This window comes from Staphylococcus sp. aM, assembly GCF_052975125.1.
In genome coordinates, this window is record NZ_CP121447.1 from 1,660,337 (window position 1) to 1,684,661 (window position 24,325).

At 32.6% G+C, this 24,325-nt stretch carries 28 protein-coding genes and 1 tRNA gene; 2 read left to right on the forward strand and 27 right to left on the reverse strand.

Features of this window, described 5'->3' with window-relative positions:
- Window positions 1-41 precede the first annotated feature (41 nt).
- The 8 genes from P7F85_RS08035 to bshC all read right to left on the reverse strand — a co-directional run bounded on the left by P7F85_RS08035 (window position 42) and on the right by bshC (window position 9,732).
- Complete coding sequence (locus P7F85_RS08035) at window positions 42-1,439, reverse strand: cell division protein FtsQ/DivIB (protein ID WP_002465495.1); 1,398 nt, start codon at window positions 1,437-1,439, stop codon at window positions 42-44.
- Between the two features lie 16 nt (window positions 1,440-1,455).
- The gene (murD, locus tag P7F85_RS08040; protein WP_002465497.1) at window positions 1,456-2,805 is read right to left on the reverse strand and encodes a UDP-N-acetylmuramoyl-L-alanine--D-glutamate ligase; all 1,350 of its coding nucleotides are present in this window, start codon (window positions 2,803-2,805) and stop codon (window positions 1,456-1,458) included.
- 1 nt (window position 2,806) lies between these two features.
- On the reverse strand, window positions 2,807-3,772 hold the full coding sequence (gene mraY, locus P7F85_RS08045; RefSeq protein WP_002465490.1) for a phospho-N-acetylmuramoyl-pentapeptide-transferase: 966 nt from the start codon (window positions 3,770-3,772) through the stop codon (window positions 2,807-2,809).
- Between the two features lie 184 nt (window positions 3,773-3,956).
- Entirely contained in the window at window positions 3,957-6,197 is a 2,241-nt protein-coding gene (locus P7F85_RS08050; RefSeq protein ID WP_002465488.1) for a penicillin-binding protein, read from the reverse strand.
- The gene (ftsL, locus tag P7F85_RS08055; RefSeq protein WP_002450631.1) at window positions 6,178-6,579 is read right to left on the reverse strand and encodes a cell division protein FtsL; all 402 of its coding nucleotides are present in this window, start codon (window positions 6,577-6,579) and stop codon (window positions 6,178-6,180) included. The genes P7F85_RS08050 and ftsL overlap by 20 nt, the downstream gene beginning before the upstream one ends.
- 13 nt (window positions 6,580-6,592) lie before the next feature.
- Window positions 6,593-7,528, reverse strand: coding sequence for a 16S rRNA (cytosine(1402)-N(4))-methyltransferase RsmH (gene rsmH, locus P7F85_RS08060; RefSeq protein WP_002465493.1), 936 nt, complete (start codon window positions 7,526-7,528; stop codon window positions 6,593-6,595).
- 15 nt (window positions 7,529-7,543) lie between these two features.
- Window positions 7,544-7,975: a division/cell wall cluster transcriptional repressor MraZ gene (gene mraZ, locus P7F85_RS08065; RefSeq protein ID WP_002450633.1), complete on the reverse strand. Its 432-nt coding sequence runs from the start codon at window positions 7,973-7,975 to the stop codon at window positions 7,544-7,546.
- A 143-nt stretch (window positions 7,976-8,118) separates the two neighbouring features.
- Window positions 8,119-9,732, reverse strand: coding sequence for a bacillithiol biosynthesis cysteine-adding enzyme BshC (gene bshC / locus P7F85_RS08070; RefSeq protein WP_447158539.1), 1,614 nt, complete (start codon window positions 9,730-9,732; stop codon window positions 8,119-8,121).
- 216 nt (window positions 9,733-9,948) lie between these two features.
- Here bshC and P7F85_RS08075 point away from each other — a divergent pair, with 216 nt between their 5' ends.
- Window positions 9,949-10,389 carry an N-acetyltransferase gene (locus tag P7F85_RS08075; protein WP_015365103.1) on the forward strand — a complete coding sequence of 147 codons (441 nt, stop codon included), beginning with the start codon at window positions 9,949-9,951 and terminating at the stop codon, window positions 10,387-10,389.
- 114 nt (window positions 10,390-10,503) lie between these two features.
- Here P7F85_RS08075 and P7F85_RS08080 read toward each other — a convergent pair whose 3' ends face one another.
- From P7F85_RS08080 to P7F85_RS08110, 7 genes are all read right to left on the reverse strand, one after another.
- Window positions 10,504-11,190: a YjjG family noncanonical pyrimidine nucleotidase gene (locus P7F85_RS08080; RefSeq protein WP_002466011.1), complete on the reverse strand. Its 687-nt coding sequence runs from the start codon at window positions 11,188-11,190 to the stop codon at window positions 10,504-10,506.
- Window positions 11,191-11,305: 115 nt separating this feature from the next.
- Entirely contained in the window at window positions 11,306-11,440 is a 135-nt protein-coding gene (locus tag P7F85_RS08085; RefSeq protein WP_002466004.1) for a beta-class phenol-soluble modulin, read from the reverse strand.
- Window positions 11,441-11,492: 52 nt separating this feature from the next.
- The gene (locus tag P7F85_RS08090) at window positions 11,493-11,627 is read right to left on the reverse strand and encodes a beta-class phenol-soluble modulin (protein WP_015365104.1); all 135 of its coding nucleotides are present in this window, start codon (window positions 11,625-11,627) and stop codon (window positions 11,493-11,495) included.
- 52 nt (window positions 11,628-11,679) lie between these two features.
- Window positions 11,680-11,814, reverse strand: coding sequence for a beta-class phenol-soluble modulin (locus tag P7F85_RS08095; protein WP_015365104.1), 135 nt, complete (start codon window positions 11,812-11,814; stop codon window positions 11,680-11,682).
- Between the two features lie 43 nt (window positions 11,815-11,857).
- A complete protein-coding gene (locus P7F85_RS08100; protein WP_015365104.1) occupies window positions 11,858-11,992 on the reverse strand; it encodes a beta-class phenol-soluble modulin in 135 nt (44 codons plus the stop codon).
- 43 nt (window positions 11,993-12,035) lie between these two features.
- The gene (locus tag P7F85_RS08105) at window positions 12,036-12,170 is read right to left on the reverse strand and encodes a beta-class phenol-soluble modulin (RefSeq protein ID WP_002450638.1); all 135 of its coding nucleotides are present in this window, start codon (window positions 12,168-12,170) and stop codon (window positions 12,036-12,038) included.
- A gap of 35 nt (window positions 12,171-12,205) precedes the next feature.
- On the reverse strand, window positions 12,206-12,340 hold the full coding sequence (locus P7F85_RS08110) for a beta-class phenol-soluble modulin (RefSeq protein WP_002450639.1): 135 nt from the start codon (window positions 12,338-12,340) through the stop codon (window positions 12,206-12,208).
- A 363-nt stretch (window positions 12,341-12,703) separates the two neighbouring features.
- Between P7F85_RS08110 and P7F85_RS08115 the strand changes: the two genes are divergently transcribed.
- Window positions 12,704-12,777, forward strand: a tRNA-Arg gene (locus P7F85_RS08115).
- A gap of 413 nt (window positions 12,778-13,190) precedes the next feature.
- Here P7F85_RS08115 and P7F85_RS08120 read toward each other — a convergent pair.
- The 12 genes from P7F85_RS08120 to P7F85_RS08175 form a co-directional block, all read right to left on the reverse strand.
- The gene (locus tag P7F85_RS08120; protein ID WP_081048871.1) at window positions 13,191-13,613 is read right to left on the reverse strand and encodes a helix-turn-helix domain-containing protein; all 423 of its coding nucleotides are present in this window, start codon (window positions 13,611-13,613) and stop codon (window positions 13,191-13,193) included.
- Complete coding sequence (locus tag P7F85_RS08125; protein WP_046464359.1) at window positions 13,613-13,855, reverse strand: hypothetical protein; 243 nt, start codon at window positions 13,853-13,855, stop codon at window positions 13,613-13,615. The genes P7F85_RS08120 and P7F85_RS08125 overlap by 1 nt, the downstream gene beginning before the upstream one ends.
- Window positions 13,856-14,737: 882 nt before the next feature.
- Window positions 14,738-16,150, reverse strand: coding sequence for an N-acetylmuramoyl-L-alanine amidase (locus P7F85_RS08130; RefSeq protein ID WP_447158540.1), 1,413 nt, complete (start codon window positions 16,148-16,150; stop codon window positions 14,738-14,740).
- Window positions 16,151-16,161: 11 nt separating this feature from the next.
- A complete protein-coding gene (locus P7F85_RS08135; protein WP_046464357.1) occupies window positions 16,162-16,413 on the reverse strand; it encodes a phage holin in 252 nt (83 codons plus the stop codon).
- Window positions 16,414-16,450: 37 nt separating this feature from the next.
- Window positions 16,451-17,002: a hypothetical protein gene (locus P7F85_RS08140; protein ID WP_046464356.1), complete on the reverse strand. Its 552-nt coding sequence runs from the start codon at window positions 17,000-17,002 to the stop codon at window positions 16,451-16,453.
- Window positions 17,002-17,499 (reverse strand): hypothetical protein, encoded by a 498-nt coding sequence (locus P7F85_RS08145; RefSeq protein ID WP_046464355.1) that lies wholly within the window; start codon window positions 17,497-17,499, stop codon window positions 17,002-17,004. Before P7F85_RS08145 ends, P7F85_RS08140 begins: the two co-directional genes overlap by 1 nt.
- A 45-nt stretch (window positions 17,500-17,544) precedes the next feature.
- Window positions 17,545-17,946: a hypothetical protein gene (locus tag P7F85_RS08150; protein ID WP_046464354.1), complete on the reverse strand. Its 402-nt coding sequence runs from the start codon at window positions 17,944-17,946 to the stop codon at window positions 17,545-17,547.
- Window positions 17,930-18,349 (reverse strand): hypothetical protein, encoded by a 420-nt coding sequence (locus P7F85_RS08155; protein ID WP_046464353.1) that lies wholly within the window; start codon window positions 18,347-18,349, stop codon window positions 17,930-17,932. Before P7F85_RS08155 ends, P7F85_RS08150 begins: the two co-directional genes overlap by 17 nt.
- A 39-nt stretch (window positions 18,350-18,388) precedes the next feature.
- The gene (locus P7F85_RS08160) at window positions 18,389-18,676 is read right to left on the reverse strand and encodes a hypothetical protein (protein WP_023374951.1); all 288 of its coding nucleotides are present in this window, start codon (window positions 18,674-18,676) and stop codon (window positions 18,389-18,391) included.
- 43 nt (window positions 18,677-18,719) lie between these two features.
- Complete coding sequence (locus tag P7F85_RS08165; protein WP_046464352.1) at window positions 18,720-18,866, reverse strand: hypothetical protein; 147 nt, start codon at window positions 18,864-18,866, stop codon at window positions 18,720-18,722.
- Window positions 18,856-22,818 (reverse strand): phage tail spike protein, encoded by a 3,963-nt coding sequence (locus P7F85_RS08170; protein ID WP_117725861.1) that lies wholly within the window; start codon window positions 22,816-22,818, stop codon window positions 18,856-18,858. Before P7F85_RS08170 ends, P7F85_RS08165 begins: the two co-directional genes overlap by 11 nt.
- A 12-nt stretch (window positions 22,819-22,830) precedes the next feature.
- Window positions 22,831-24,324 (reverse strand): phage distal tail protein, encoded by a 1,494-nt coding sequence (locus tag P7F85_RS08175; RefSeq protein ID WP_117725860.1) that lies wholly within the window; start codon window positions 24,322-24,324, stop codon window positions 22,831-22,833.
- Window position 24,325 lies beyond the last annotated feature (1 nt).

Sequence of the window (24,325 nt, forward strand, 5' to 3'; positions counted from 1 at the left end):
TTAGCTTGTGAACTATAAACACATACTAATATCAAAATTTTTTAATTATTTTCTTTTGAATCTTTATTAATTTTATTTAACACACTCTGAAGTTCTTCTTTTGCATCCGTTTCTTTCTGTGATGTTTGCGATACACTTTGTTCAGATTCTGATTGTGCACCTGTACTATTTTTATATGGAATGAACGATGCACCAACTGAAAGATCAATGTATCCATCGGTTTTCAAGTCACCAGAATCACTTCGAGATAATGATTCTGACATTTGAGGATAATACTTCATTTTGTCTGCAATCGTCGTAATGTCACCAATCACCTGGATGTTATCTTTTGTGAATATTTTAATTCTATTTTGTTTATTCTTATCTGGTGCATAACTTATTTCCGCAATTAAATTTCTAGCTTTAGGTGACATTTCAGATAACGCTTGTATCATCTTTTCTTTTTTATCTTCTTTGAAACCATCGATAATAGGAACGTCATGTGCAATTTCGCCGTCATAATCTTTTAATTCTTTACCATCTTCTAACACAGGTACATAGTTGTCTTTTGATTTTTCCAAGCCAACGACCTGATATTCAGTTACTTTTACATCTAATGTATTAGGTATTACTTTTGTTATTTTAACATCTTTAATTAATTCTTTTTCCTTTAAACTGCTCTTTGCTTTACTTTTACTAAATGTATACATACGTGAACTTGGCTTAATATCTAATGCTTTATTAATCTGACTTTTACTCACATTATGATTCCCTTCAATTTTCACGTTAGATATTTTACTTAATGGTGTAAACATATAAAGTAAAAATACTACGATTAGTAAAACCAATACTGTTATGACTGTGTATTGAATTCTCTTTTGTCGTTGTCGCCGTTGTGCTCTTTTTTCTTCTAATGTAGGTGAATTAAATTGTGTAACCTTACTATCATAATCTTGTTGTTTATAACCAGATTCATCTTTCTTATCTGTTGACTTTGTCTTTCCTGTTAACTTTTGAAACCAATTCTCTTTAGATTTTTTATTTCTATTTTTAGTAGTTTCATTTGCCTTATGTGATGTTTGGCCTAAATCATCCGACGTTTCATTCTTCTCTAAGTCACTTTCATTTTCATGATAATCATCTGAATATGAGTCCCAATCTTGAGAAGTTTGCATAGATTCTGAATACGTACGATTTTGGTCATCCGGTTCATTTTGACGAACCTGACTCTCCTCATCATCGTTAAAATCCATTATATGGTTGTCCCTATTAGTGTTCTCTTTGTCAAAGTGATCATGACTCGATGAAAATGATTGCTCATCGTCAACTTTATCTTTAAACTTCTTCCTTTTTCTTGTTCTAAAGTCGTTACTTCTACGGAACATACTTAAATCATCGTTTTGATTATCGTCATGATTCGTTTGCTTATTATGGTTATTTTTATTTGTTTTACCGTCCATATGATTTCACGCCCTTTTAGTATGATGGCAAGTGTGCACGGAAACTTTCTATGAATTTCTCACCACGTTCTTCGAATGTGTTGTATTGATCCCAACTTGCACATGCAGGAGATAATAATACAACATCGTTAGGTTCAATGACATCTTGAATTTTATCTACAGCATCTTGCACATCTGTAGCCTTAATGACATATTTACCTTGACTATTACCTAACTTGGCAAATTTTTCTTGTGTTTCACCAAATACGACCATCACTCTGACATTTTTCATATATGGTATTAACTCATCAAATTCATTACCTCTGTCCAATCCGCCACACAACCAAATAATTGGTTGATTAAATGAATTAAGTGCGAATTGAGTAGCTAAGGTATTGGTAGCTTTAGAGTCATTGTAGTATTTATTTGTTCTATTAGTACCGATATATTGTAATCTATGTTCTATACCTGAGAATGTAGTTAAACTATCTGCAATCGCTTTGATTGGTACGCCAGCAAGAATAGCTGCTAACACTGCAGCTAAAATATTTTCTAAATTGTGTTCCCCTGGTAAAACTAAATCTTCTACACTTATAATACGTACGCCTTTATATTCTATGAATCCATCTTTAATATAGATGCCATCAACAACTTGTTGTGTTGAGAAATATAATGTTTTAGCTTTTAGATTTTCTGATTCGATTAGATGTCGTTGATGATAATTACAAATTAAATAATCATCTTCAGTTTGATTTTTGTATATTTGTTTTTTAGCATTTTGATAATTTTCAAGAGATTCATGATAATCTAGATGTGCTGAGTAAATGTTAGTGATAATCGCGATATGAGGTTTATATTGTTCTATACCGAGTAATTGGAATGAAGATAATTCAGTAATTAAATACTCTTTAGAACTTACTTCTTGTGCTACTTTCGAAGCGACATAACCAATATTCCCTGACAATCTACCTGTAAGTCTACTGTTTTTAAACATATCCCCTATTAGTGAAGTTACAGTTGTTTTACCGTTTGTTCCTGTAACTGCAATAATCGGTGCTTCTGAAATAAGATAACTTAATTCTACTTCAGTTAATACTTTCAAACCTCTTTTAACCGCTTCATCAATGATTGATACAGTATAAGGAATACCTGGGTTTTTAATAACAATTGGATCATTATCTAGTAATGAAGTAGGATGTGAACCACTTACGACTTTTATACCCATCGCTTCAAGATCTTTAGCATGTGCATCTTGAGATAAGTCTTTACCATCATTAACTGTTACCTTCGCACCCAATTTACTCAATAATTTTGCTGCTTCGTAACCACTTTTTGCTAAGCCTACAACTAATACATCTTTATTTTCTAATCCTGTGTAATTTAGCATCTTAGTGCACTCCAATCCATAAGCCAATTAGACCTGTAATTAAACCGACTGACCAAAATACAGTTACAACTTTCCATTCATTCCATCCACATAATTCGAAATGGTGATGAATAGGACTCATTTTGAAAATACGTTTTTTAGTTAATTTATATGATGCAACTTGTAACATAACTGATAATGTTTCTACTACAAATACGAAACCAATAAATACAAGTGATAATTCTTGATTTAACACGATTGAAATTGTAGCAAAAATACCACCAAGTGCTAAGCTACCAGTATCACCCATGAATACTTTAGCTGGATTTAAGTTATATGGTAAAAATCCTAATAAAGCAAATACCATGATAATGCAGAAGATACCAATAGCAGGTGCATCTAATACAAAACTCATAATCGCGTACATCGCAAAGCCAATAATTGATAGGCCTGTTGCTAAACCATCAAGTCCATCTGTTAAATTTACTGCGTTTGAAAATCCAACTTGCCAAAAGATGATAAAGATAACATAAGCAAATGAAAGAGGAATACCAGCGTCAGTAAACGGAATATGTAATGTTGTTGAGAAGTTAACTAAGTTAAACACGTTACTTAATACAAAAAATATAACTGCAATTAGAATTTGAGCTAGAAATTTCTGTTTACTTGTTAAACCTTGATTGTTCTTTTTAACTACAATAATGTAATCATCGATAAAACCAATCAAACCAAATCCAAGTGTCACAAATAATAATAAAATGATGGGATTTGAGTGATCCACAAAAATAATGGCAACTACTGAAGTAATAATAATACTAATTAAGAATGTTAAGCCACCCATTGTCGGTGTGCCCGTTTTCTTCATATGGCTTTGTGGTCCTTCTTCACGAATGCTTTGTCCAAATTTCATTCTTTTTAATGTTGGAATAAGTATGGGTACAAGTACAAAAGTTATTAGAAGCGATAACATCGCATATACAAAAATCATAATGATCTCCTTTTCTTTTATCCGTCAATTTACATACATCAATATATGTATTTTTAATCTATAACCTTTAATATTTTATCAGTTTTGGTTCAATTTTTATATGTTAAATCACAACATATTAAGAAAGAGAGCGGGATAAATTTAATCCCAATCTCTTCCTCTCATGTTTAATATCTATGTTGTCTTAATTAGAGCTTGAATCTTTCTTCTTAGATTTATCTTTCTTATCACTAGATTTTTCTAGTGTTTGTTTACTACTTTCATCTGTTGTACCGTCAGTCGACTCAGCTGAAAGTGTCACTTCAATGTTGTCCGATTTTTTAAGGTTTTGGCCTTGTGTTACTGATTGTTTTGAAACAAATCCGCTTCCAGTTGTTTTAACTTTGATGTTAGTTAACTCTTGGAATGCTAAAATATCTTCTTTAGTCCAACCTTTCATATCTGGCATAGTTAAATCTCCATCAGTTACTAACAATACTTTACTATTTGGTAATGCTTTAGTATCTGCGTCTACTGATTGTGATTTAACTTTTTTACCATTACCAATGACAACTGGTTTAAGTGACTTAGCGTTAATACTATCTTTAGCTTTGTCAATCGATTGTCCTTCTACATTAGGTACTTTGCTAAAGTCATTTTTCGAAGCATTGTCTTTAGATTTACCAACGTTTAAATATTTCAGAGTGTTTTCCATTATTGGTTTAAAGGCTTTACTTACACCCATTTCATAAGCTTCCTGGTCATTTTTTTGTGCTAAGCTCATACCTGCATAAACAATAACCTTAGGATTTTTCTTAGGTGCATCACCGATAAAGCTTACAAAGTATGGATTTTCACCTTTAACATAACCGCCGCCTTCTGAATCTGCTACTTGAGCTGTACCAGTTTTACCTTCGATATCATAACCATCTACACGATAGTTTTTAGCATGACTATCTTCACTATTAACTACCTTATCTAATTCTGTTTCAACTTTGCTAGCAGTATCTTTAGTAATTGGCTTACCGGCATAAGATTTTTCACCTTTATAGAAGTTCTTTTTCGAAATAGGATTATCGATACTACTTACAAACCATGGTTTCAACATGTTTCCATTATTGAAAAATGCTGATTGCGCTTGAATCATTTGCACTGGTGTCACTGTCGTTGATTGACCAAATGCAGATGTTTTTTGTTGTAATGCATTTTCCCAAGCAATGTGTCCGGTAGCTTCTCCATCAAACATACCATTAGTAGATTTACCGAATCCAAAACGTTCATACCAAGATTTCATTTTATCTGTACCCACTTCATCTTGTAGGTGCATCATTAATGTATTAGAAGAATATGTGAATCCTAGCGTTTCAGAAATTTTACCCCAACCTGTTTTATTCCAGTCGGAGATACGTGATCCCATAATATCTCTATGTCCAGATTCATATTTTTCATTTGGTTTGAACTTACCTTCTTGGATTGCTGCCGCTAATCCGTATGATTTGAATGTCGAACCAGGTTCATATGTGTTTTGGTATAAGTCATTCGCCCATTTTTTACCAAAATCTTTACCAGTTTCTGGGTTGAATGTAGGTCTTTGACTAAATGCTAAAATTTCACCAGTTTTGGCATCCATAACAACCGCAAAGACATCTTTAGGATTGTAATGTTCTACCATACCGTCTAACGCTTCTTCTACAAATACTTGAATATTTGAATCAATGGTTAAATGAACATCATCACCACGTTTAGGTTGTTTCTCAGATTTGGTATTCGGAGCAATGTATCCCCAAATATCATGAATGTATTTGAGTGATCCTTTAGTACCGTTTAAGTAACTATTGAATATTTTTTCAACACCCATAGCTCCTTTTAATTCTCCAGTGTCTGGGTTCTTTTGAGCCATACCTATTAAATGAGATGCAAAGTTACCATTAGGATAAAATCTTTCTGTCTCAGGATATAAGGTAATACCTGGTAAATTTTTCTTTTCTAATTTTTCTTTATCTTGATATGTTAAATTAGTACCTTTTTGCCCAAATTCAACTTGGAAGGCCTTTTTCTGATTTAATCTTTTTTCAATTTCATCTGGCTTCATATCAATAATTTTTGATAATTCTTTGGCTGTTTTCTTTTTATCTACAACATGTCGTGGTTTCTTACTGTTTTCACTTGCCTTTTTGTCGACAACTGCTACAACTTTATACCTCTCAACATCTTCGGCTAAGACTTTACCATTTCTATCATAGATTTTACCGCGTTCTGGTTGCTCTGAGTTATTTACTAAATACTTTTGGTTGGCTTTCATAATTAAATCTTGACCATTCGAGTGTCCAGTGATCATTATGTATGAAAACCTTAAAACCAATATAAAAAAGAGCAGTCCGAATAAACCAACTAGTAGGACTGCCCCTATTTTATTTTTTTTAATTTTAATTTTTCGTTTCGCCATTATTACGCACTACCTTTACATTATCGTTCTCGAGGCTCATCCCTTGCTTCTTAGCCTTGTCGTAAATGCGTTCGTATGAAGAATTTTTCTTAATTTCAGATTTTAAGGCGCTGTTTTCGCTAGATTGTTGTTCGATTTTATGATCTAAATCTGCAATTTTTCCTCGCGTATCATACGCATCCATTTTTAAAGATAGCATATAAATACTAATCATAGCAATAACAGAGACTAGTGTTATGTATAAAATCTTCTCAAATTTCGTAAGTTGAACGACAACTTTACGTTTAACGGTTTGCTTTTGTGGAGAGGTTTGCGGTTGTCTTTTTGGAACACTGGTTTGTGTTGCATTATCATATGGTTGATAAACTTTTTCTACAGCCATGTTGAATTACTCCTTATTTTAATATTTCTGCAATACGTAGTTTCGCACTTCGTGCTCGGTTATTGTCGTCTAAATCTTCATCTGTTGCTGTAATAGGTTTTCGATTAACGCGTTTTAATTTCGGAGTATATGCTTCTGGAATCACTGGTAACCCTCTAGGCACATCAGGTCCTTTTTCATACTCTTGAAACATCTGCTTACACAATCTATCCTCTAATGAATGGAATGTAATCACAGATATGCGTCCGTTAACTTTCACTAATCCAATTGCTTGTTCAATCGAATCTTCAAATGCAGACAATTCGTCATTAACTGCAATTCGAATTGCTTGGAACACTCTTTTAGCAGGGTGCCCGCCTTTTCTTCGTGCTTTAGCAGGAATACCTTCTTTGATAACTTCTACTAATTCTAATGTTGTTTCTATAGGTTGCTTTTCTCTATTCGCTTCAATTCTTCTTGCGATTTGTTTAGAAAACTTTTCTTCACCATAACGGTAGAAAATTTTCACCAATGCTTCATATGGCCATTCATTTACCACTTCATACGCGGACAATGATTGTGTCTGATCCATACGCATATCTAATTTCGCATCGTGATGATAACTAAAACCTCTTTCTGGTACATCTAATTGAGGGCTTGAAACACCCAAGTCATAGTAAATACCATCAACTTTTTCAATGTTTAATTCATTTAATATTTGTGTTAATTCTCTAAAATTACTGTGTATAAAAGTGACTTTATGTAAGTGTTCTTTTAGAACATCTTTAGCATTTTCTATTGCGGTTAAATCTTGATCAATTGCAATAAGTCTACCTTCATCACTTAATTGATTTAGTAAATATAGGGCATGTCCTGCTCCACCTAACGTACAGTCAACATACACACCATCTTCCTTTATATTTAGATAATCAATGGTTTCGTTTAACATTACGCTTATATGATGAAACACTGTCATACCTCCAATTTAAAAATCAAAATCTATTAAATCTTCAGCAATATCTTCGAAACTATCTTCTGATTCTTCGTAGAAATCATTCCAAGTTTCTCTGTCCCAAATCTCTATACGATTTGAAACGCCTATTACTGTACATTCCTTATTTAAGTTGGCGTACTTCCTCAAATTCTGTGGAATATTAATACGCCCTTGTTTATCTAACTCTACTTCAACAGCACCAGAGAAGAACATACGCATAAATTTACGAGCGTCTTTTTTTGTCATAGGTAAGGTTTTCATCTTCTCTTCAATCTGTTGCCATTCTTCTAAAGTATAGCCGAATAAACATTTATCAAGGCCTCGGGTGATAATAAAACGTTCATTTAAGTCATAACGAAACTTGGACGGTATAATCATACGTCCTTTTGTATCTAATTGATGATCGTATTCTCCCATGAACATTTTTTCTCACCTCACCTTATCTATAATTTACCACATCTCCCCACTATCCTCCACTAATTATGTAAAAATAGTTCAAAATATTTGATTTTATAAAAAAATACCCGCCTTATCATTTAGATAAAGCGGGCTTAATCCCTGTTATATCAGTCTTTTATTATAATATGATCAAAAGTGTAAGAAAGTGGTGGATAGGTGGAGGGGTTGAACACATCTTTCCCAAAATCATTCATAATTTGAAGTGGATTCCATATTCTTTCTTGTAATCCTCCCATTGCATGGAGATGGTTGTTAATTTCTCTAAATTGTCTCATGCTAATATCATTCTCACGTTCAATATTTAATAGGTAACGTTTTTTCAAATAATCATATTGTCTTTGATGAATCTCATTATTTTTAGTTACTAAATTTTCATTATTCGCGTTCCCTTTCACTTCATTAAATAAGGATTGATATAACTTTTCCTGTTGATGTTTCATCTGTTCTATTTCATTTAAGAAGTTCTCAGAGGCTTGCTCGCGTATAAATTTCTGTTTATCTTCTTCAATTCCATTTGAAATGACATGCTCCAATTGAAGATGATATTGATTCAATAGTTTCTGCGTTCGATGATATAAATACGTGATTCGTAGTCTAGGCAATACAATCGGCATCTCTATATTTAAGAGTTGGAATACATCATGTAGTTCTGCCCAATATTTAATTTCACTAGGGCCACCAATAAACGCCACTGTATTAAATAACCACTCTTCCATTATTGGTCGAGTAACTACATTATTTGAAAATCTTTCAGGCTCATGCTCTAAAATATCCAACAATTGTTGTTGATTATATGTTCGTGTCGACTTACTTAACTGAAATACACCATCTTGATACGTTAATAATTGGCGCATACCATCTTCATGTAAAAACAAATGAACATTGGTATCGGTTTGTATCATTTGTGAAAAACCATTTTCTAAAGTTTGATGTTGATTATTTCTAAATGCATCATCAATGTCTTGATGTTTTAATATCATTTCTTTTAAAAGCGGTTTTTCTAATTGTCTTAATGCGTGATTTTGTGCATCAATGAATAGGACGCCATAATCCTTAAATATTTCATGTAATAGCACTTTAAACATATCTGTCCAATTAGAATATTTTTTAATGATATTGATGCACATTTGATATATGTCTTTGCTATGTTCCGTTTCTCTTAACTGTCTAAAATAATCGTTTAATACTTCAATCATTTGCGATTGATCTGGATTAAAACGTGAAACATTACTTTCCGGTGGTGTCATTGTGTGGTATTTAATTTTATGCAATTGTGCTTCTTGTGAGTTAAATGCATAAGTGTGATTCACTTCATCAAAATCATGATCTTCTCCTGCAATCCAGAAAACTGGCACTACCGTTTGTTGATATTCTTTCGTCAATTGTTGACTCAAAGTGATGAGTGAAAATATTTTATGGATTGTATATAAAGGCCCACCAAATAAACCAGCTTGTTGTCCCCCAAAGACAACTTTAGCACCATTAGCTAATGATGTAATATGTGCTTCTTGTTGATCTGTCATTGTTAAATCTTTCATATAAGATTGAATCACTTTAGCAAGCTTCTTTTCTCTACCATTTGGAGATGCATTCATTTTTATTTTGTAACTCTCTTTTGACATCGCATCAAATTGGTAAAATTGCATGAGCTTATCATCACTATTTATTATTTTGGAAATAAACTGATCATCATTGTTTAATTTTACTATTTTACAGTCCATTGTTTTTCTCCTTAAGTATCACTATTCCTAATATAGTATAAAGACTATACTCACTTCTGACAATTTTACGGCTTATAAAATGTTTGAATAACTTAATTTTCATTAAATAGCAATGTATGATATTTAATATTTCATTTTTGGTATAAAGTATAAATCAATGAAAAGAACATATAGTTTAAGGTATAATATAAGAAAGATATAAAGGGGGACAAGATGATGAGTGACGTAAAAAGATTAGAAATTAACTACAAAACTGATGAGTTATTTGAAGACTTCAGAGAATTTGGTAATAAAGATCTTTATATGGTTGAAGAATTTAATGGACAAATGATTGACGCAAGTTCTGACTCGCCATTTTATGGCATATTTGTTGGTGACAAATTAGCTGCACGAATGGCTTTATTGAATAAAGGAGAAGTAGAAGAATCTTACTTCCCAGATTGTGATGATTATTTATTATTATGGAAATTAGAAGTATTAGAAAAATATCAAAACAGAGGTTATTCTAAACAATTAATCGATTTTGCGAAATCATTTAATCTTCCTATTAAAGCCATTGCAAGAAATAACTCAAAATCATATTTTGAAAATCAAGGCTTCACAGATGTTAATGCTAAGAATCCTGAAGGCCACGATGTTTTAATATGGCAACCATAAAGAAATAAATATACATTAGACTATTTATATTAAACTTAAGACACGAAGATGATTTTATATTGAATCAACTTCGTGTCTTTTTAATCAAACTTATTTCCAGCTATTTACTTATATCTATTCAACAATATCAATTAACTCTTTAAGTGATTTAATTTCATAATCAGGTTGAATCGATGTTTGATTTTCTTTACCTCTTAAGTTAAACCAACACGTTGCTATTTGTGCATTATAGCCACCTAAAATATCAGATGTTAATGAATCACCTACTATTATTGCGCTTTCTCTATGTTGTTCACCAATTTCTTTAAATATGTAATCAAAGAATTCTGGCATTGGTTTTTGATAACCTGTTTGTTCTGAAATATATATACCATTTAATGTTTCGTTAAATGTTGTTTGGGCTATACGACGTTGTTGCGTTTCTGTCACACCATTCGTTACGATGTATATATTATGATTTTTCCTTAAATCTTCTATCGTTTCTAAAGTATCATCAAAGAATTTTGGTGTTGCTTTAGCTAATTCATCTCTAAATATATGATCAGCAAGTTTACCGTTTACCTCTATTTGATAATCTTTAAAATAATTTACAAATCTTTGTGTTAATACTTCTTCTTTAGTTAACTTATTTTTTTGAAATGCCTCCCAGTGTGATTGGTTCACCTCTCTAAAATGATAAAAATCATCTTTTGTTGGATAGTGATTAAAATGTTTAGCCATATTGTAAAATGCTTTTTCTTCTGCATCATAAAAATCAACTATCGTATCGTCAAAGTCTAATAATATTGTTTGGTATGTCATTGAAATCTCCCTTGTTCCATATATTCTCTATTTACAATAACAAACTTTTCATAACATTGCTTATTAAACAAAAAAAGACCAGAGCGCTTGCCCTGGTCAATGATAGTTAAATTAATTAGAATCCGAATAATTTACTTAATACACCTACACCGTTTTCTACGATGCTTACAATGCTTGTTCCTAATTTTGCGCCGTCATGTCCTTGTGCCGCTTGTACTGTGTTTGCGATTGCTTCTGCTAATTTTGTCATAATATATAATCTCCTTTATTGTTTATGATTTTTTTAGTTTTTTAGTTTTGACTTAGAATCCGAATAATTTACCTAATACACTTACACCGTTTTCTACGATGCTTACAATGCTTGTTCCTAATTTCGCGCCGTCATGTCCTTGTGCTGCTTTCACTGTGTTTGCGATTGCTTCTGCTAATTTTGTCATAATATATAATCTCCTTTATTGTTTATGATTTTTTTAGTTTTTTAGTTTTGACTTAGAATCCGAATAATTTACCTAATACACTTACACCGTTTTCTACGATGCTTACAATGCTTGTTCCTAATTTTGCACCGTCATGTCCTTGTGCTGCTTTCACTGTGTTTGCGATTGCTTCTGCTAATTTTGTCATAATATATAATCTTCTTTATTGTTTATGATTTTTTAGTTTCGACTTAGAATCCGAATAATTTACCTAATACACTTACACCGTTTTCTACGATGCTTACAATGCTTGTTCCTAATTTTGCACCGTCATGTCCTTGTGCTGCTTTCACTGTGTTTGCGATTGCTTCTGCTAATTTTGTCATAATATATAATCTTCTTTATTGTTTATGATTTTTTAGTTTCGACTTAGAATCCGAATAATTTACCTAATACACTTACACCGTTTTCTACGATGCTTACAATGCTTGTTCCTAATTTTGCGCCGTCATGTCCTTGTGCCGCTTGTACTGTGTTTGCGATTGCTTCTGCTAATTTTGTCATAATTCAAAACTCCCTTTATTTAGATATTTTTATAATTAAAATCCGAATAGTTTACTTAACACACCTACACCGTTTTCTACAATGCCTACGATGCTTGTTCCTAATTTTGCGCCGTCGTTATTAACGCCAGCTTCAACAGTATCTTTAATTGCTTTGATTAAACCTTCCACGATAAACACTCCTTAATATTTATTGTTCAAAAGTTACTTTCAAAAACTGTTGTCATTGATATCGTGTTGTTTATCTATCGTTTTGTTATCTATACTATATAACTTGTACGCAATTATTTGGAGATTTGTTCTTAATTAGACAATTAGAACTCAAAACTGTAAAATCGCTTACAAAATTGAACAGTTAGGCACACTAAACTGAATTGCATTCAATTTAATAGTCCTTGTCCCTTTAACTTATTGATCATTAAGTTGATTTTATGTTTAATAACACTACTATAGTGAAAAATATAAACATTTTTTATAACATAGCTATTGCTAATTACTGATTATTTAGCTATAATAATTCTTGTGTTAAAAAATGTCCTGGTAGCTCAGCTGGATAGAGCAATGGCCTTCTAAGCCATCGGTCGGGGGTTCGAATCCCTCCCAGGACGCTAATAACCAAAAATTAAACACTTTTTAAAATTAAGAATCCCATAACGACGGGGTTCTTTTTATTTTGTCTATTAATAACACACCATATAAAACCAATTTTTAGGGACTTTTTAGGGACCCGAGTCCCTAAATAAAAAACCACACTCAATTAAGAGTGTGGCAGAAGATAACTGTTGAATGTAAGCAATTATGGAGTTGGGGAACTCCGTATAAAATTGTAACATATTATACATATAAAAAACCACGCTCACAAAGAACGTGGCTAAAAAACACTAAATGCTTAAAGAAATTTGGAGCTGGGGGCTCCAGAAACAATCTTAACATTTATATAAACAAAAAACCACGCTCTTATGAACGTGACTAGTAGAATATAGTATCGATAAGACGTTATCGTAAGGTATATTATAACATATTATAAGTTATTTAACTCGTCTTTTACCTCTTGAATTGTGTAATCAAATTGTGTTGGTTCTTCGATTTCTTCGCCATCGAAATGCAAATTTAAATCTTCATCTTTAATTAATTCAAGAATGTAATCTTTTTTATCAAACCATTGTGGACTAATTTCATACAAGTAGAAACTTTCTCCTTCTTTTGTAATAATTTCTAAGGTCTTATCTTGTTTGTGCATATCTACTACATAAGTTAATTTATTCATTTCAATTCGATCCATTTCGTATTCATATAATTTTTCGGCTGTTTCAAGTGTAACTTTGCCGATTTCACGTTCACCATTTCTTAATCTGGATATTACAGAATTAGAAACACCCGTTTCTTTTGAAATCTCATATGATGTGATATTGCTATTCAATAGATCTCGAATTTCTTTTCTCATTATTCGTTCTCCATTTCTTTAGTGTAATTGATAGCCCAAGAAACTGCAGGTAGGTTTCTACTTGAACCTACGAAAGAACCGCCTTTTTCATAAGTTTCAATCTCAATAGTATCTCCGTTATCTGCAGGGAACACATAGAAACTTTTATTTTCCGTCTCGAATTTAAACCAATCTTTTGTATCCATAAACCATTTACTGCTTTCTTTAGCCCATTGTTTAAATTCAGAATATATATTTAACATTTTATTTTTCCTCCTCGATTACTTTATATTTATATTATAATTGCCAACTGGCAATAAGTCAACAATTATTTTGCCATTTGGCAACATTTTTTAGGCATAAAAAATAAGGCAACCGTCGCAACAGTTACCTCAAGTACACTCCTCAAATATGTACCGCAATTTGTAGTTAATTATAACGCGTTTAGCAATTATATTAGAACTAAAAAAGGACGATCTTTAAGACCGCCCTACAAAAACTGATAATAACGTATCAAGTTATACATTAATTGTCAGCAAACATACACATCTCTTTCTAACCATAATAATACACATTGTTTTATATAAAGTCAAATAAAAAAACCGTCCAGTGGCATGCATAGACGGTTAGATGGATTTTTCAGTTTTTGAAATTTCTGTCGTTTCATAATTTTGATGCATGTTCTCATATTGTAACATAATAATACCACCCAGTGACATGCATAGGTGGTTATTAGGAACATAACAATTCATGAATTTAAAACAGCATTGATAATTTTATAGCATGTAATGTACATCATAACACAAAAAAACAGGGCAGTCACTAGGACTACCCCTTGCCAGTGTCTCCCAAGCGAAATCCAAAGGACTTGTTGGTACCCATTTACATTTTAACAAAAAAATAGGACAGCCGAAAGGGCTGCCCTAAAAAGAGAAAAAATATGAATATAAAATATCTTATAACTAAACTGGATTGAAATCCATAAATAGCATAACATATTATTTCCACTTAACGAAATCACATTACTATTTTTTACACAAAAAAAGAGGTAGTCCCCACGACTACCTCTGAATAGAGAAAAAAGTAACTATCTAAAACATCTTATAACTAAACTGGATTGAAATCCATGTATATAATGTAACATATTATTTCCACTTAATGGAACCCCAATACTTCTCTTTTTTAATTCTTTCTTGCTTATCCGTTATCTTACATAATGCACAGTAGAAATAACCTGATGATGGATTAGTAGGATATTTGAATTTCGCCCACCAATAGCCATCTTTTTTTGTAATACTAACGAAGTCTACCCATTGATTAGATAACAACCAATCAGAACTCGGAACTACAGACCCCTTCAAGCTTGGACTACGTCTTACTTTGATTGTTGTATTAGTAGTAAATCTACCCTTCCAATTCCATGTGATCTGTTTTTCTTTCTTTTTCTCTTTTGATTTTTTGAGTAATTTAGATTCTGCTTTCTTGTTACTAAATTTAGGACGTATAAACCACATTTGTGTGTCGTATTCGTGTTTACGACGTGTGACCGTTTCCCAACCAGTTCCATTATTGATTGGTCCACTTGTCCAACCACCACCTAGCCAATTTTGCTCAAGTACAACGATGTAGTCAAGTGTAGCCTCAACGACCCAAGCTACATGACCCCAACCATCGCCCATTTGTTCTCCCCAAACGACTAAATCGCCTGGTTTAGCTAAAAAACTAGGTGTGTTTTTATATACTGTAGCCTCATTTTTAAACTTATCTTTATTATAAGCATTAAAAGGAATATCTTTCGCTCCATTACCTTTAAGACCATGACCAAATAATTTGTCCCAACCTACGTTTGCATAATCAACACATTGAAAAGCAGCGTATAAATCATAATCATATTGTTTACCTACTGTAGATTTTAACCATTTTACGAATTCTTCACGTGTAAATGATGTCGAGCCTTTTTCTACTTTCACTGGTGTAGCTTTAACTTTTACGTTTTGTTTGTAGTATTTAGCTACTAACTTATCAAGATTTGATGTATTTCTACCATATCCCGACGCCTCTAATGCATTGCCTGGATCTTGTTTATCAGCTTGAATATCTTGATGTCCTGGCATTCTAGTTTTGTAATCAATATGCCAATACTCTGCAAGATATGCTAATACTCTAGCGCCGTTATCTAATGCTTTTCTACTACGTTCTCTATCACTGAAATAACATATTTCAACACCTATCGCTACATCGTTAGCGTCTTTGTTGTACCAAATGTTATCTGTAGGCGCGTCATAAAGCACGTGCCAAGCTTTCTCTGTTGTTGGTATACAAATGATACATTCTTTATCGTCAACGAATATATGAGCGCTAGCTACGTTATTCCAAGGTATATTATAAGTGTTTTCATAATAGGTCACATTCGATTGAGCAGTTGTACTAATATTACCAGTATCATGTGCAACGATGAATTGTGGTTTTCCACCATCCATTGTTTCGCCATATCGGCGCGTTCCTTTTGTTAGTAATTGATATCTTACTTTAACACCTTTCCAATTCTCTGTAGCCATTGATAACACTCCTATTTTAAATTATTTTCTTTTAAGTATTCTTCTTGCGCTTTTGAATGCGAGTGAATAATATATGTGTTTTTATAGACGCCATATATCGCAATTACAAAAGGTACTATTGACGTAGCGAAGTTTTGCCATGCGTCTAATTTATCGGGCATTAAAAAAGGAACTTCGATTCCACTTGCTTTTAATGCAAGGTATAAAGCCCCTAACATACCACCAAATAAGCCAATATATTGTTTTAATTTATCTGAAGTCATTTGATTATCTCCTTTTGAGTAAAATAAAAAACCAACCTTAAAGGTTAGCTTTGTGAGTGTATTGTTTTTCTGGAATTGCATGTCCATTGTAAATGTAGCTTGCAATGAGTGAACCTGTATTATTGATTAACACATCAGTAACAGTTGAGTTATCAGTGATATTATTATGTTCTTTTAAAAGCATTGTCATTTCCGGGTCGTTAATGTGCATATTGATTTCTACATTAAATTGTTGTGGTAAAACCACTTTTGTATCTTCCATTTCTTTAATAAAGTTGTTGAGTTTGAAATTTTTCTTGTTTGATAAATTATTAATATAATCCTTAAAGAAATATTCTAATGTATCTTTGTCATAGTTTTTAACTGATTCACTATCGACAAATAAAGCTACATAAATTGGTTCGGGTACATTTTCATCATCTTCAGTTGTATATTTCAACAACCAACATTCAAGTTGCCCTTTATGTGATAACCAATCATCACGCATAATTTCTACGACTTTCTCTGCGATTGGCTCTGTTTCAACTACTACCCAATTTTCTGTTTTCTCATCATAAAATTTTAAAACGCCATTTGTCATACCTTCCATTATTTAGTCACTCCCGTATCTATCCAAATTTTATTTTTATCAGTAGGTGGTTGATTGCCTATAACGAAATCAGAACCACTGTCTTGTTTAAACATGCCATTCTTAACTCCGTATTCTAAAATCTCGTCCCATAAGTTATGTGTTTCTACATTAACTATCTGACGACCAATGACACTCTCAGTCACTTGTATTTTTGTTTTAGTATCAGACGGGAATACATAGCGATTATCGACCCATATTTCTAATGTATATGTGCCTGCAGGTATGATTTGATTAATCACTACATCGCACACATAAGCATTGTCTGATTGCTTAACTGTCGTATCGTAGATATATTTGACACCTGTCGAATCAGTTAAGTAAACTTTTGCAGGTTTATCGTTAAGCTTTAAATCATCATTGTTAGAATCAGTTAAGATGTATCTCATGTGTGATAGGTCACCTTGTTTAATACGGTTACCATCATTTGAATCATTTAAATTTAATACATTTTCCATTACTTCAACTCCTTAAAAATAAAAAGCCGACGCATAGCGCCGACTTTACTTAAATAATATAGGTGCTAGTCCAATTGCTGCAGATAATAAACCAAATATACCTGTTACAATTGCAGTAGCTATACCTACATTGAATGTTTGTTTTTTAGTTAATATTTGACTGAAACTTTTTATTTGTTCGTCGTGACCTTTAACTTCATACCTCAAGTCGTTAACTTCTGATACAAAATCTGTCATTTTATCACTAATCTTTTCTAAATGACTTTCTTGTTTCTTTTGTGATTCATAGGTTTGTTCTTGAATTACCGTTTGTTTATCCACTTTGTTATTCAAACTACTAATTGCCTCTGTGTGTTTTCTATCGTTCTCGTTGATTCTTTCATATATCTTACCTGTGTTACGTTCCCATTCGTGTCGCAATACATATTTTTCATCGTTTTCGGACAATGCCTATCACTCCAAGCACACAAATTATAAAATTTAGCACTGCAAGTGTGGAAAATTGCAATGGTGTAAGCCAATTAATAGCATGAAATATACTTGCCGATGTCATTAAGAAGTAGAACAAACCATTACCTGCACCACCCAACATAATTAAATAATTAAAAGTATTATTCATTTCTCTTTTAGGTAAGAAAAAAGGAGCGATGATCAACATTAAACTAAATACCATACCAAGAATTCCCCATACCCAAATAGGCATGATGTTATGAAGTGCTACATAGAACTTTGAATCGTCTAATATATCTTCTTGTTCTTTTGCCCAAAAGAAACCTCTTTCGAACATAAGTAGTCCAAACCCCATGTATAAAATAACTTTATGGATATAATCAAAATAAGTCTTTTTCAATTTAGCACCTCTCTGTTTACAAAAATAAAACCACAAGCATTAAACTTGTGGTTCCTCTGTATAATTAATATCTATAATTTCTTTAGCTACTTTAATTGTCATTAATTCTTGAACTATACCAAATTCATGATTTAATTCATTCAATGCATTTAATCTTGAAGCTAACTTATCTGCTTTATCCTTTTCTACAACCTTATAAGCAGATGATGTATTAACACTTGGGAAGAATTGTCCACGATAATCAATACTTAACGCAGTTTCTACACCTTTTTCATCTACCTGTACTAAAATATAATTTTCTTTTTTATTTACTACTTCATTCGCCATTTTAATGACCTCCTAAAATTTTGTATAAAAATAGTGCTAAGGATTACTCTTCCTCCGCACTTTCATTTTGTTCTTGAATGATTGCTTTTAACATTGCGTTTTCTTGCATTAGTCTTGCCGCTTCCTGTGTTAGAAAGTCTATTGTTAGTTGTGGATTAGCTTGTAATTGATTGTTATTGTTATCTTTCATTGATTTGTTCCTCCAGTTTCTCAACTTTTTCGTTTAATTGTTGTATCGCTCTTAAAGACCATGACAACATTTCGTTAGTGTTAACGCCATCTTGTAGTATAAATTCGACTGGGGTATCATAGTTATCTCCAATAACAGGGCCATGATGAATTACTTCTTTTTCATCATCTTTATACTTATAACTATAGAGTTTTAGTTCGTTGCTCAACACTGATAATGCGTCATAATTCCATTCTTGAATTTCTTTTTTATACTTCTCACTTGAGGCTTTAATAAAGTCACTTGCTCTAACCGGTTTATACCCAGTGTCTCCACCATTCCAAAATAAATTGTTCGTTACACGTAATTCGTTTGATGACACCCCAATATAAAAGTCTTTACCATTCGTATCATTAAGTCTTATTGAATTAGATTGGATATCTCTACATTGTAAATCTCTATAATTAGGATTTCCGTTATTGTAACTTAATTTATTAGTTATTCTTAACTTGTCATCGACACAAGCATATAAGTTTGAACTTTTAGCAAACCAATCACCTAATAAAGCTCTAGCATAGAAGTCTCCTGAGCCAATATTTCCATCTTTATCAGTTGCGTATACATAATTCGTTTTTGGCGATTTATCAAATCTGATACCCGAACCAAAGTCATAAGGACTATTATTCGTACCAGTGATCAAACCATAGGATAAAACACCATCGGTATCGGCTCCTGTATCATTATTTTTAACCCAAAATCTAAACTCATTGGTACCTGTTCTGTTATCTTTCATCGGTCTAACATAAACAGAACCGGAATTACTTTCAATATTAACAGTTAGGTTAGAGTTAAGAATTATTCTACTATAATCACTCTCTAATGCTACAGCTCCATAAGTCGAATGTAATCTAACACCTCTCGAACGATCATTATACTTAGTTGAATGAAACTCTAACGTTCCTGCAGTTTCATCTCCTGCACCACTCATCATTGTGGACAAACCTTTTTCTGTCATATATAAGTTATATCCTGTATCTTCATTTGAAGCCATAATATAACCATCTCTAATACCAACCGTTAAATTTGATGTGTCTGTTACGTTCGCCCAAGTTCTAGTGAAATAACCTTTAGATAAAATACGTTTATTTTGGATAGTAAGATAGGTCTTATCATCTCCACCACGAATACCTAATTTGTTTACATCTATATTTAAACCCTCATTTGAAAGGTTAAGTCTATTTACAATTTCATCTTTACCAACTTTGTTGTCTAACTTCTGTGTTGTCACATTAAAGTCTTTATTCACTGTGATATCGACTTTATCGCCTTTCAATTTAATGCCATCTTGACCGATATTCATGTTCTGAATGGCACCGTCTTTGTCGTAAGTAAAGGTCATACCTGTTGCGACGTTGTTTGTGAAATCACTAATTGTTTTGCTTAACGTTTTCTTACTAGCATTAAATTCTTCTTTAGTCGCTCTTTGTTGAATATCTTGACCATTTTGTGTAATAGAGGTCGTCATGTTGGTTAGTTTTGTGTCGGTGTCTTTATCTGAAGCTTTCCAATCCGTATTTTTATTACCCTGAACGAGTTGAACTCCGGTAATAGCAACTTTAGAGTCTACTATGTTATTAGGTTTTAAAATATAGATGTTCATTGGCGATTCATAAGCAGTAAATACAAACTCGTATCTTTGCCATGTGTTATTGCCTTCAAAATTTTGATTAATCCATTTCGTTTTACCTGCTTGCAACCTGAATGTCGGTGCGCCATTTAAAATTTTAACCCAAGCACTCAATACATACTCTTTACCGATCTCAAGAGATAAGTTGTCTTGAGCTATCCCTTTTTCTTTTGAAGCGTCGTTACTTTCATACACTGCCACACTAGTAAAACCATTTGGCATATCTGTAAGAGTTGTATCATAAGAATTTGCGGGTGTAGTAGCTCCAACATTTCGCCAATATGTTAATCCCGCTAAAAAATCACTATTAGCAATTAAATTTCTTGTACCAATAGCCATATTCTTGTACTCACTCAAGCTCACTTTATCGCTAATTAAATTATTTAACTGTTTACGTTCACTATCTGCGCTATCTAAACGTTCGACAATGCCGTTCTTATCAGTTTGATAATCCATACTCTTTACATAACTTTTTAATTGCTCGGCAGTATCTTCTCGTGAGGCTTGTATTGCCTTTTCAATCACATTCGGTGTGCCAACCATATTGTTATTACTATCAACAGTTAGACCAAACTTACTAGCTACCTTATTCAATGCGTCATTAAATTTCTCATCAGTGTATTGTGATTGAAGTAATTTCAAACGTTTATCTGCAGATATTTGAGCGTTACGCATAGCTTTATACAAGTTTTGTAACTTTTGTCGATAAGAACTAAATTGACTTTGAATATCTATTAATGTACCTATAGTGGCAGTATCACTTGTGATAGAACCTAAATCACTATTGATTTTTTGATAGATACCATCAACATTATTTAATTCAGTTTGTAATTTTGTTTTTAAATCTGTATCAATGAGATATTCGTTATTTAATACCGCATAAGTTTCATCCATTAATTTGGCATGTTGGATTGATAGATTTTCAAAAGCATTTTTTATGCTATCGTATAGTGCTTTTTCCCTAGTTACACCACCAATTTTCTCAACATCATCTACAGTTTCATTTAACCATTCACCGTTCCAATATCGTCTTAATACTGCAACATTTGGATTGCTCGTATCGTACCAAAGCATATCGTTAACCGGATTTTCCGGTGGCGTATCTTGTTTAAATATCTTACGTTCAAAGTATTCTAATTGGCCTGCTACTGCATCTTTAACAATCGTATTAACATTACTCACATTATCATTCAATTTCTTACTTATATCGGCAAGTTTTTTATTGAATATATCTCTTAAGTTATTTTCTTCATATTCAACTACGTTGCCGAATTTATAGTTACTTTCATCAGTGAGTAAGTTGTAATCAACGCCGATGACTTCTGCTTCTATATAAAGCGGTGGTCTGAAATCTCTATCTTTAATACGTACTGTGTCGTGGAGGGATACAACCATTTCTGGATAGTGTCTATGAATATCTGTAGAAGTGATTTCATAACTGATTGCCGATTTATTACGCTTGTTAAGTTCAGTTTTAGCAAGCGTGGTTAAACGCTCATCAGTCATATTGCTATCGTCTGATTCTGGTTCATACACACTCCATAAGTAACGCCCAGGCAATCCAAACTGTGCCTGAGCGTCATCATCTGTAACTATTTTTTCTAATCGTTGTCCAGTGTCGTTTTCAGGACCAATCGCATATAATGCAGTCCGTACTTCTGACATATCAACGGTACGTGTCATTCCTGTTAAATCTTTACCTTTAGTAATTTCTTTACCTTTAAATAGACTAACTGGTTTCTTTAACGTTACATATCTATGTTCTACCGTATGAGAACCAAGTTCTATATAGTATTCTGCCACCATACCGTATGTTGTGCATAACATGTTGATAACTTCATATGGTGTTGAATAAGATGTCCATGATGTTGTTCTCATACCACCATGTTCAGTGTCATCTGACATTTCCCAACCAGTATTACGTAGCGTCTCATTCAAGGCTTGAGAAGTGCTATACGAACTATATTTCCCGGGTTTAATTGGACGTGATTTATCGATATCTTCTAAATATGAAGCATTACTTTCTACATCAGTTGTACCATCAAAGTTATCTACCACATGAGAAATAATGAACTCACGATAAACACCATTATTATCTTGTGCAATAATACGATTACGTTCACGCAAATGTTCAGCTCGATCATTTAACATTGTGAAATCGAATGTTTCTGATTTTTCTTCGGCGTTGGTACTCATCACTGCATTTAATAATGCGCCGTCATCACGACTAATATAATCAATAATTTTGTCATTAAAATCTAAAATATGAATGCCTGTATGTTTCAATTCGTCACCTCCTTATAAATATCTATCTTGCCAATAAACGGTAGTATCAAAAGTCTTTTCTGGATAGATGATACATTCGTTATAACCGCTATTGATATTAAAGAAATCGCTACCAAATGTTTTTAAATCAAGTGACGGATCTTCATTAATCGTCACAGTTTTATCTTGTGTATTAATGTTAATCACATCACCTTTTTTGATTATCATGTCACGTGCTTTAGGTGGTTTAGGTAACTTCTCATGAGTATAACTACCTAAAACGTACGTAGGCATGTGATTATAACTACCATTCTTTGCAATATAAACACTTACTGCTGCGATAGGACGTTGATAAAATTTACCACTATCTTCCCATTGTTTTTCGTTTACATCGACTGGAATCACACGTTTAGGATAATCGAGCTCTTTATACTTCCAAGTTTTGATTTTAAATGTAGTACCTACACGTTCTAAACGCATATATAAAACAATATCTTCCCATTTATAAAACATAGGCAGATTTGTATATTCATATATTTTCTTTTGTTGACCTAACTGGTCAAATAGTGTAATTACAATACTTCCAATTGCTTGGCTTGCTCTAGCATTTCTATAACCGATACTTGCAATTAGGCGATTATCTGTATCATATAAATATTGGGCACAATGTGTAGAGCCTTTATTTTTTTGATTAACATGTATTTTAAATGTGGATGCAAAGTCTTGTGCTGATTTACCAAAACTGTGTTTATATTCTGCGCCATTCCAACCTGTTGTCGAAGTGATACTATCTTGTTTTAATTTAAATGCATCGTTTGATGAACTCATTTCAAAACTACCACCATTGGTACCGCCTGTGTAATTATCATTGATGGTGCTTCCTGATTGTTTTCCCCAACCTGTAAAAGCACGCATTTCATTATTCCAAAGAATTGGAGTGTAATCTTCAACTGGTTTATCCAAGTCATCGTCGCCAATCATGAAGTAATCTTCATCGTTCTTAGTAATCATATAATAGCTTGCATTTTGTAATGCTGTTGCTTGAATAATTACTGGACTATCTGCAGTACCTGTACTAACCAAACTGACTTGGTCTGATATAGCTGTATTTTTTGTACCTTCAACGGCGTATTTGTAGGGATCTAACACATGTACTTTTAATGTTAATTCTGCTTGCATACCAACATCTTTATTAAATTCAAATGGCCCTGCTATATATGCATTCCAGTACCAATTTTGACTAGCGAATCTTAACCGCACTGATTCATCGTGATTAAATATTTTAACTAATTCATTGATTACGTCATCATGTGTTTTTTCTTTACCCTGTTCAGTATGTACATCATTTCTAATAATTAAAGGTAAATCAAATTCTAACGCTCCTATCTTTCTATCTTTTAAAATTGCACCAGGTCTACCTGAAACTTCTTCTGTTTCTAATGCAAAATTAAAAGAGGGTATTTTGAACCCTCTTTCGATATAAACATCATTTAGTTTTTTATCATTAATAATTAAAGCGTCGCTCAAA